This is a genomic window from Methanoregula sp. (assembly GCF_049518935.1).
Taxonomy (GTDB): domain Archaea; phylum Halobacteriota; class Methanomicrobia; order Methanomicrobiales; family Methanospirillaceae; genus Methanoregula.
The window spans coordinates 61920-71842 of record NZ_JBEKRH010000010.1; the positions used below are offsets into that span (position 1 = coordinate 61920).

9 protein-coding genes are annotated in these 9923 nt (G+C 59.2%); all 9 read right to left on the reverse strand.

Annotation, left to right across the window (positions count from 1 at the left end; genetic code table 11):
* Nucleotides 1-95 precede the first annotated feature (95 nt).
* Nucleotides 96-1028, reverse strand: coding sequence for a cation diffusion facilitator family transporter (locus ABSE13_RS08095; protein ID WP_424028009.1), 933 nt, complete (start codon nt 1026-1028; stop codon nt 96-98).
* A 531-nt stretch (nt 1029-1559) separates the two neighbouring features.
* Entirely contained in the window at nt 1560-3251 is a 1692-nt protein-coding gene (locus ABSE13_RS08100; RefSeq protein ID WP_424028010.1) for a glutamate--tRNA ligase, read from the reverse strand.
* A 1-nt stretch (nt 3252) separates the two neighbouring features.
* Nucleotides 3253-4218 carry a polyprenyl synthetase family protein gene (locus ABSE13_RS08105; protein WP_424028011.1) on the reverse strand — a complete coding sequence of 322 codons (966 nt, stop codon included), beginning with the start codon at nt 4216-4218 and terminating at the stop codon, nt 3253-3255.
* A gap of 14 nt (nt 4219-4232) precedes the next feature.
* A complete protein-coding gene (locus ABSE13_RS08110) occupies nt 4233-5570 on the reverse strand; it encodes an RNase J family beta-CASP ribonuclease (RefSeq protein ID WP_424028012.1) in 1338 nt (445 codons plus the stop codon).
* Nucleotides 5571-5651: 81 nt separating this feature from the next.
* The gene (fni, locus tag ABSE13_RS08115; RefSeq protein WP_424028013.1) at nt 5652-6749 is read right to left on the reverse strand and encodes a type 2 isopentenyl-diphosphate Delta-isomerase; all 1098 of its coding nucleotides are present in this window, start codon (nt 6747-6749) and stop codon (nt 5652-5654) included.
* Between the two features lie 5 nt (nt 6750-6754).
* Nucleotides 6755-7531 carry an isopentenyl phosphate kinase gene (locus tag ABSE13_RS08120; RefSeq protein ID WP_424028014.1) on the reverse strand — a complete coding sequence of 259 codons (777 nt, stop codon included), beginning with the start codon at nt 7529-7531 and terminating at the stop codon, nt 6755-6757.
* Nucleotides 7524-8393 carry a mevalonate kinase gene (mvk, locus tag ABSE13_RS08125; RefSeq protein ID WP_424028015.1) on the reverse strand — a complete coding sequence of 290 codons (870 nt, stop codon included), beginning with the start codon at nt 8391-8393 and terminating at the stop codon, nt 7524-7526. The genes ABSE13_RS08120 and mvk overlap by 8 nt, the downstream gene beginning before the upstream one ends.
* Before the next feature lies 1 nt (nt 8394).
* Nucleotides 8395-9186 (reverse strand): MEMO1 family protein, encoded by a 792-nt coding sequence (locus ABSE13_RS08130; protein WP_424028016.1) that lies wholly within the window; start codon nt 9184-9186, stop codon nt 8395-8397.
* A 77-nt stretch (nt 9187-9263) separates the two neighbouring features.
* Nucleotides 9264-9875 carry a 30S ribosomal protein S2 gene (rpsB, locus tag ABSE13_RS08135; protein WP_424028017.1) on the reverse strand — a complete coding sequence of 204 codons (612 nt, stop codon included), beginning with the start codon at nt 9873-9875 and terminating at the stop codon, nt 9264-9266.
* Nucleotides 9876-9923: the final 48 nt, after the last annotated feature.

Below are 9923 nucleotides of genomic sequence, written 5' to 3' on the forward strand. Positions count from 1 at the left end.
TCCCGGGATCCGGAACACCACATCATAAACGTTTTTCCAGGAGTGCCGGGCCTGCCCCGCCCGAACTTTATAAAAAATCACGGTATATGCTGGCACTAGGCCGCAGAACGGGGATCTTTTTCGCTTGTGGGAATAATGCTCACGACACTACCGGGAATCAGCGCCTCAAGAGATCTTTTTAAGGAATCGATGAAATCCTGGACCTCCCCCACCTTCTGTTCCGGATCAAACCCGAGGAAGATCTCGATGTATATCCTGCTCCCGGACCGACGCGAGCGGACGCCATGGAATTCATAGTACTTGTCGAACGAACCAGCCAGTTCCCGGAGGATCACGAACTGGAGCTCCTCCTCAAGGGTCTTGTCGAAGAGGTCCGGAAGGGAGGCGTTGATCTCCCGGTATCCCGCGAGCAGCAGGAACCCGATGATGAGGACTGAAACGACCGGATCGATATACTCTGCCCAGCTGTACTGGACAAGGAGGACAGATAGTACCAGTGCCAGAAGAATCAATACATCGGAGAAGGTCTTGGCACGCCGGAGCCGCCACTGGGCTTCCATGATGGGGGTGGGCTCTTTCTGCGCCAGACGGTAGTTTTTCTTCCAGTGGTACGAGTCCGCGATACTGGCAAGGACCATCAGGGGGATACCGATGATCGCAGCGTCCATGTCGAACCGTTCGGGTTCGATAAGCCTGTGGAAGGTGAAGAAGAGGAGGATACAAAGGGATACGAACATCACGCCGCCTGTGATGATTCTTGTTAAGGATTCGAATTTGCCCATCCCGTAATCGTAGGTGAATTTCCCGCCCAGCGTCACCCGCCGTATGATCAGGAGGGCAAAGAAGGTGGCGAGCACTTCGTTTGCGCACTTGATCACATCGGCAAAGAGGGTGGCAGACCCGGAAAGGATGACCGCGGCAGTCTCCGGGATCAGGATGAGGAGATCGATGCAGAGCCCGGTTAAAACCAGGTCATGCCGGGATTCTTCGGCTGCGTCTGTTTCCTGTTTGATCTCTTCACCGGACATGTATACATGTACATGTAGGGCAGGAACGATAAAAAGAGTTCAGGGGGTGGTTGTTGGGAGGGGAATACAAGAACCAGGTTGACGGAGGGGACAGTGCCTGTCCCCCCGGACCGCCCCTGCGCTTGGCGATAGTGTCATATTACCTGTTCCAGCGCTATCGCATTGTGCCCCGCTCCCTGTAGGGAACTGGTGGCACAAGGGGGGGTTAACATTGTATTGCCTCCCCACCACGGACGTGGGGTGGCTGATTATTTGCCAAATTTGCTTTAGTTCCATTGGAGGCATTATTTGGATCCCATGGGTAGGTGCACCCAGAAATTACTATAAAAATGATAATTATTCCTGCCACAATTACAAAGGTTTGCGAATTCTCAAAATTGAACACAAAAATACCTCCTAAAAGGGAGAATGTGAGATATGTTTATAAAAATTCGTAAAACTGGATATAATTAGTTAGCTAACTATTTTTCGATTTTTCTTTTTACTCGATTAACAGTCATCAATGAATCATCAAAAAACGGAAAAAAAATTTCATTTGTGCGTGAAGTACGCCCGTACGCCATCAGCACCGGCCGCGTCGATCTTCACGAACCCGACCCGCTCGAACTGGAGGACCTTCCCGAGCTCCGATTTCACGGCCGGTTCGCAGGCTCCTTTCATCTCCCCTTCCTGCGTGAGGAGCGTGCAGGGCACGGTTGCCTGTGCCGGCAGCCACTGGATGATGTGGGCTTTTGACGCCCGGGCATCGGCAAGCGAGTCCCCGCCGTACGAGAACGAGGGGGTGTCGCCATCCCAGGCGATCTTCACGTTGAAGAGGTCCTTGAGACGGAGCATCGTGGTGCCGGGCACGAGCTCGCCCTTCGGGAGGAGTACGGTGCCGGTGAACTCCAGCGTGCGTGACCCGCGGGTCGCGTCGCTGGGATGAAGGAGGGCGTGGGCGGTGTGATTGGGTGCACCTTCGATGGTTGCCGTAACCGGGTCCGGCACGAAGAAGTACCGGTTCGCGATCGGGTCGACGAGCTTCTTGTTCTCCGCATAGAGGTTGTCCCACGAGAACGAGATGTCCACGTCCCCGATGCCGATCGCGATCATCGCGTTCTTCACGGCCTCGGGCAGGATCCCGCGACGGGCAAGGGCCCGGAGGGTGCCGAGGTGGATGTCGTCCCAGCCGGTATAGGTGCCCTCGTTGATCCCGAGGCGCATCTGCGAGGTTGAGAGGACGACCCCCTCGATCCCCATCCGGCCGTAATGCCGGTAGACCGGCACCTTCCAGCCGTAGTGGTCGTAGATATAGCGCTGCCTGCGGGTGTTTGCTATGTGGTCCTTGCCCCGGATCACGTGCGTCACGCCGAGCAGGTGGTCGTCTGCAACCACCGAGAAGTTCATCAGCGGATAGACGTGGGCCTTCACTTTCGGGTGGGGCGGAGCGTCGAGGATCCGGAACGCGGGGAAGTCACGCATGGCCGGGTCCGGGTGGGTGAGATCGGTCTTGATCCGGACCGAAGCCTCGCCTTCGCGAAACCCGTGGTCGAGCATCTTCTGCCAGAGTTCGAGATTCTTTGCCACAGGCAGGTCCCGGCACGGGCAGGCGGTCTTGTGCTGCTTGAGTTCCTTGAAGTGCTCGTTGTCGCAGGTGCAGACGTACGCCCCGCCCCGCTCGATCAACTGTTTGCAGAGATCGTAGTATATCGGGAGCCGGTCGCTCTGGGTGACGATCCCGGTGATCCCGAGGCCGAGCCATTTGATGTCCTCTTTTACCGTATCGTAGGCCTCGGGGTCCACGCGTTTCGGGTCGGTGTCCTCGATCCGGAGAATGTACCGGCCACCGTACTGCTTCACGTAAGCGTCATTGAGGGCTGCTGCCCGGGCGTGCCCGATGTGGAGCGGGCCCGAGGGGTTCGGGGCGAACCGCATGACAACCCCGTTCTCTGCTCCCTCAAGATCGGGGAGCACCTTCTTGTGTTCGTGTTTCACCAGGAGAGCGGCAAACATCTCCGGCGCACGGGCCTGGAGGGTGGTGATCCGTTCCCCGGGGGAAAGTTTCGCCACGTCCGCAATCGCATCCTTTGCCAGGCCTGATACTTCCTTTGCTTTTGCCCGGAGTTCCGGGTGGGCTCCCATCACCATGCCGATCACGGCGCCGGCCTGCGGTACCCCGCCATGTTTAACGGCATTCTGGAGTGCACACAGGAACAGGAGTTCTTTTGGATCGTCCCCTGCCATCCTAATAACTCCGGGTGACGAAGTACTCGCCGATGTCCATGAGGAGCTGGCGTTCTCTGGAGGCCGGCAGGAGGGAGAGGTGCCTGTTGCTCGCGGTGACGAGATCGGTGGCTATCTTCTTCACTTCATCGAGCACGCCGGCATCTGTCAGTTCCTTTATCGCAGTGTTGATATCGGCTTCGGAAAGTTCGTGCCTGTACTTCAGCAGATCGAGGCCCTTCTCCCGGGCCTTGATCATGATGATCGTCTGCTTGCCTTCCCTTAGATCCGAGGCCCGGTCCTTCCCGCTCTTCTCCGAGGGGGTGAGGAGGTCAATCAGGTCGTCCTGGATCTGGAACGCGATCCCGGTATTGAGCCCGAAACTGTAGAGCGCCTTCACCTGGACGGCATTCCCGCCGGCAAGGACCGCCCCGATCCCTGCGGCTGCTGCATAGAGGACGCCGGTCTTCTTCCTCACCATCTCCATGTATTCTCCTTCCGACACGTCGGTGCGGTGCTCAAAGGACATGTCCATGTGCTGGCCCTCGCAGATATCGGCGCAGGCCTTAGCAAGCATCTGCACGGCTTTGACTTTTGCCTCGTCCGTCGACTTCGCCAGGCAGATGTGCTCGAAGGCGCGGGCATAGAGCACGTCCCCAGCAAGGATACCGGTCGGCATATCCCATTTCGTGTGGACGGTCTGGACGCCACGGCGCAGGTTGTCGTCATCCATGATATCATCATGGATCAGGGTAAAGGTGTGGGTCACTTCGAGAGCAAGGGCCGCATGCATGATGTCGTCCGAGCTCCCGTGTTTCACCGCATCCGCTGCAAGCATGACCACCGCGGGGCGGAGCCTCTTGCCGCCCGCTGCGAGGAGGTGGGCGGAGGCCTTGTTCAGTTCGCCGGCCTTATCGACAAAGTAGCGGTCGATCATGCGGTCGATCTCTTTTGCAACCGATTCCAGATACGGTGAAAGTTCCGACATGGTTTCCCTCATCCTTAATTGATCTTGATCCGCTGTCCGTTCTTCATCAGGTGGACTGTGGAGTGGGCGGTATAACCCAGTTCGCTTGCAAAATCCGTGTAGCTTGCCGTCATCTTCAGGTTGCCGTGGGCAGGGATGATGTGCTGCGGGTTCAGCAGCTGGATAAACTCGTAGTGGTCCTCGCGGTACGCATGGCCGCTCACGTGCAGGTCCTCAAAGATGCGGGCACCTGCCAGCCTGAGGTGCTGCTCAACCAGGTAGCGCTGGCCAAAGTTCAGCGGGTTCGGGATGACCTTTGCTGAGAAGATCACCTTGTCGCCCTTGGTCAGCTGGTAGGGGGTATCCCCGAGTGCCAGCCGGGTCAGGATCGAACCTGGTTCTCCCTGGTGGCCGGTGACGATTGGCAGGAACTTCTCTTTTCCGGCCTTCATCATCCTGCGCATGGTCCGGTCAACGGTCCGACGGTTCCCGAAGACGCTCGTGGTCTCCGGGAACGACACGAGCTTCATCTGCTCAGCAGTGACCGAGTACTTCTCCATGGAGCGGCCGAGCAGCACGGGCTTCCGGCCGATCTCGTGGGCACATTCCGCGATCGTCTTGACACGGGCGATATGCGACGAGAAGGTCGAGACGATGATCGCGTTCTTGTCGTCCTCGTAGCTCGTAATCGTATCCCGGACAAGGTCCTTTGCGATCCGCTCGCTCGGGGCCCTTCCCGCCATATCGATGTTGGTGCTCTCGACGATCAGGACAAGAACACCTTCCTTGCCGATCTGGCGGAACCGGGCAAAGTCCGGGGGTTCGCCAATGACCGGGGTCCGGTCGAGCTTGAAGTCGCAGGCGTACACGATCGCGCCATGGGGCGTGTGGAGGACCGGGGTGACCGTGTCGATGATCGAGTGCTGGGTCCTGACAAACTCAAGGATCAGGTTCTGGGAGAGGGTGTACCGCTGCCCGGCCTTGAGCGCAAAGAGCTTGTTGTTGACGCCGAACTTCTGTTCGCCGGAGATCTGCTGCCGGATCAGCTCGGTGGTGTACGGCGTCGAGATGATCGGGCAGCTGTACCGGTGCGCCAGTTTCGGGATCGCCCCGATATGGTCGAGGTGCCCGTGCGAGCAGACGATCGCCTTGACGGATCCTTCGATCCCGTTCATCAGCGTATCGTCCGGGATCGCCTTGATCTTGATGAGATCAAGGGAGTGCATATTCTCAACCTCCGCGTCTTCGTGGATCATTACCTGATCCAAGCGGAGTCCCATGTCAAAGATGACAATTTCCTTTCCGCAGCGGACCGCGGTCATATTCCGCCCGACTTCATCGTATCCGCCCACTGCGATAATTTCTATATCCATAATCTTCTCCGTATGTCTCGTCCGGGTATTTTTGTGTAAAAATTCCCCGTGATGTTCCGCTTGTTAGGCTGTATGACCCGGTTAGGGTGAACGCCGGACCTGTGCGGGATTATCCTTATCGAACATCTGCCGTGTCCTGCCCGTGAGGTAAACCGGTGCCTTCCTGAGATCGGCAATGCGGGCCGACCCGGTCAGGAACATGGCTACTGCCAGTTCCCGGTGGATCGCCCCGATGGTGCGGGCGAGCGCTTCATCGCTCTCCATTGCCGGCTTCAGGAGCGGGAGCGCCATGCCGCAGAGAGCTGCACCGAAAGCCAGTCCCCTGGCGATATCAAGGCCGCTCCTTACGCCGCCGGATGCGATGACTGGTCCGCCGGTAGCAACCACCTCGGCAAGGCTGACGACCGTGGGGATGCCCCAGCCGGCAAAGTCCTTCCCGAGGGACTGCAGCGCCTTGTCCTCGTTCCTCGCACTTTCAGCCGCCCTGACGGCCTCGACCGCAGCCCAGGACGTACCTCCCCAGCCACCGGTGTCGATTGCACTGGCCCCGGCGCCCCAGCACTGTCGTGCCGTGGCCGCCGAGATCCCGCAGCCGGTCTCCTTGATGATGACCGGCGTTTTGAACTCCTTGCAAAGCGTTTCGATGGCAGCAAGGCAGCCGGTGGCATTATGATCACCTTCCGGCTGGATTGCTTCCTGCAGGAAGTTGAGGTGGACGGCAAGGGCATCGGCCTCTATCATCTCCACTGCCTTCTCGGCCCATGCGGTCCCATGGTCGCGGAGCTGGACTGCACCTATGTTTGCCGCGAGGAACGCGTGGGGTGCTTCGTCGCGGACTACGGCAAACGTGTCCGCGAGCTTCGGGTTCTCGAGGGCAGCCCGCTGGGACCCGACCCCCATGCCGATGCCGAAGCGCTCAGCTGCCCGGGCAAGCCGGGCGTTCACGTCCTTTGTACCGGGGTGACCACCGGTCATCGCCGATATGAAGAGGGGGGAGGAGACTGCATGGTCCAGGAACCGGGTGGCAAGGCTGACCTTACCCATGTCGCATTCCGGCAGGGCGTTGTGTACGAACCTGATATCCGAAAACCCGGTATCGCCGCTCTCGACCGGCTCCTCTGCACAGATGCGCAGGTGATCCAGTTTCCGCGATGACGTGAACCGCTGCTTGTCTCCCATGTTTCTTACTTCCCCCTGACCCGTGTCCCGCCGGTCGCGGCTCCTGCAAGGAAGTCGCGGACCCGCGAGACATGGAAGATCTCTGATTCAGTCCCTGCATCGGCAAGGGCGAGCAGCTCATCAATTTTCCCTCTCATTCCACCGGTGACATCGGTATGCTTTGAGTCGCCGATATGGAGTGTCGGCATCGTCTGCCGGGTAATCTCCGGCACCACGTGCCCTCCATCCAGCACTCCCGGTACATCGGTGGCGAGCCCGACACGGCTGATCTGCAGTGCAGCCGCGAGATACCGCACGAGCTGGTCGCCCGATACGATACAGGCTCCGCGTGAGAGGTCCATCACCACGTCACCGTGGATCACAGGGACCATGCCCAGCGCAAGCATCGTCTCAAGATGCCGGTGTTCAAATCCTATAAGCCTGCCGTTATCTGCAGCGGCGGCATGAAGCGGGTGGACGCCGATTGCCGCTACACCCTTGCTCCGGAGAGCCACGACCACCGCTTCGTTGAGCCCGCTGACCGCCCGGTGGGTCATGTAGACCCCTTCGGTCTTCCCGGCCGACGCACCCTTGTCGAGATGGTACCGCTTCGCCTCGGGATGCCCGCAGGAGCCGGCCCCGTGGATGATCACGATCCCGTCATGCCGGGCGCCGGCAATCGCTGTCGCAAGGGTCTCAAGACCCGCACGGTTGATCGCACAGTCCGCACTCTTGTCGGTGATGACGCTCCCGCCAAGCTTCAGGATGACGCGTTCAGGGGGTGTGCCGGGCGAATCAGGCATGCTTCTCCTTCCTGACCCCTTCCGTATCGATGCCGGTTACGATCGCCCGGGCATCGCAGGCCTCGATGGCGCTTGCGACCCGGTTCTTGAGCTGCTTGGGGCAGAGGGCGACCATGCTCCCGCCGCCACCGGCACCCGTGATCTTGGCGCCGAACGCTCCCGCCGACCGGGCGGCAAGCACGAGCCGGGAGAGCTGCGGGTGGCCGACACCGAGCACTTCGAGCAGGGAGTGGTTCATGTTCATGTACCTCCCCAGTTCCTTGGGATTGTTGAGATGGTGGATCGCGCTCATGCTCACTCCCTCGATCGCATCCAGCACCGGGTCCACGATCGCCGGGCTCTTCTTCTTGAACTCCGCCACCTGCTCGACCATCTTCGAAGTGTTGTGCGAGACGAGCGAGTCCCCGATCACGAGGTGCATGTGCTGGGGCGGGAGGCGCCTCCGCGAACCCCCGCTGATCAGCACAATCCCGCCGTACGCGGAGACCGTGGTATCCGTGGGGCTTGCCCGCCCCTTCTGCACGGTCTTCTCGATCTCGAAGGCCATGTTCGCGATATCCTCGCGGGTCTTGTTGAGGCCGAACTCGTCATTGATCGCCGAGAGCGTGGCAACGGTAACGGCAGCGGACGACCCGAGTCCCGAGGAACTGGGGATCTGGGAGTTGATATACACGCTGCCCACCACGCCCATCGCATCAAAACACCCGTCGATGTAGGGGGATTTGGCCTTCGCTGCCCGTTTCGTGTTTCGGACCGTGACAAACACGCGGGGTTTTATCGCCATTGCTATGCCAGGCTTGCCGTATACTACCGCATGCTCGCCGAACAAAAACACCTTGCCCGGCGCACTCCATGTCGCCAACCTAGATCACCGCAATACCCGCGTACCCCACTACCTCGCGATAGTCCCCGGTCACATCACCGCTCGTGGCGTACCGGATCAGCCGGCCTGCCTTTGCACCGAGACGGTTGCAGGCGGTTACCATTGCCGTGATGGGGCCGTACCCGCAGGCAGTTACCTGCCGTTCAGCAATCCTCCGGTAAAACTCTTTGGTATCGAGAGTTTCCAGGGCTTTGATCGCATAGAGGTCGTCTGATTTGGCCTTCTCTTCCGGCACATAGTGCGAGAAATCGCTCGAGGCCACGATCCGGACATCGCGTTTTGTCTGCCGGATCGCGTGGAGGATTTTCTCGCCCAGCCGTATCGCTCCTGCATAGTCCTGCTCTCCCATCATCACCGGCGCGATCCGGGCCCGCGGGAACCGGTACTTGATGAACGGTACCTGGACCTCGATCGAATGTTCGTCCTGGTGGGAAAATTCATCGACTTCGACATCGAGAGCACGGACAAACTCAGCGTCCGTGTCAACGACACCCAGCGGCGTCTCCCAGGGAACTTCGGAAGCACAGGTCATGTATCCCCGGTGGGATGGACCAACGATGATAAAAGTGCCGGAGAAATCGCCTGCAATCGCTGCAAAGGAATCGGCTGCTACCTGTCCCGAGTAGATATACCCGGCATGAGGTGAGACGATGCCGAGCGGGCTAGCTGTCACCGGCGACGTGCCCGAGAAGAACTTCCCGAGCAGCTGCTCCAGGTGGGAGGGCTCGCGCGGGTAAAACATGCCAGCCACTGCGCATGCACGCATCTTCATCGGATCAACCCTCTGGTCGTACTATTATATCTAACGATCGGTCGCCCTGAAAAAAAAGGAACCGCATCAGACCGCGATCAGAACTCGGTTTCGAAGTCCTCGGGGGTGAGAGCCGTTGAGATACCGCGGAGCCTGAGCATTTCGCGGGTCAGGAGGAAATAGATCATCGAGAGTGCCTTGCGACCCTTGTTGTTGGTCGGGATGACAAGGTCGACGAACTTCGTCATGTTGTTGGTATCGCAGAGCGCAACAACGGGGATACCGCACTGGACTGCCTCGTTGATCACCTGTGCATCGCCGATCGGGTCGGTGACGACGATGACCTGGGGCTCGATGTAGCCATTAAGCACGGGGTTGGTCAGGAGGCCCGGGATGAACCGGCCGGTCGCAGACATGGAGCCGATCGTGTCAGAGAACTTCTTGGCCGGGTACTGGCCGTACTGCCGGGAGGTGACAACGAGGATATTCGGGGCCTCGTACTGGTTTAAGAACTTGGCAGCGGTCTTGATCCGGGCATCGGTCTCGCGGATATCGAGGATGTAGAGGCCGTCTCCGCGTACGCGGTAGATGAACTTCTTCATGTCCTCGCTCTTCTGCTGGGTGCCGATGTGGACACCGGCGGCAAGGTATTCCTCGACGGGGATGAGCGGTTCTTTCAGTTCGATTTCCATTTCATTTACTTGGGTCATAGCTGTTCCTCTATGCGGATAAGTTCATTCAGTTTTGCAATGCGTTCC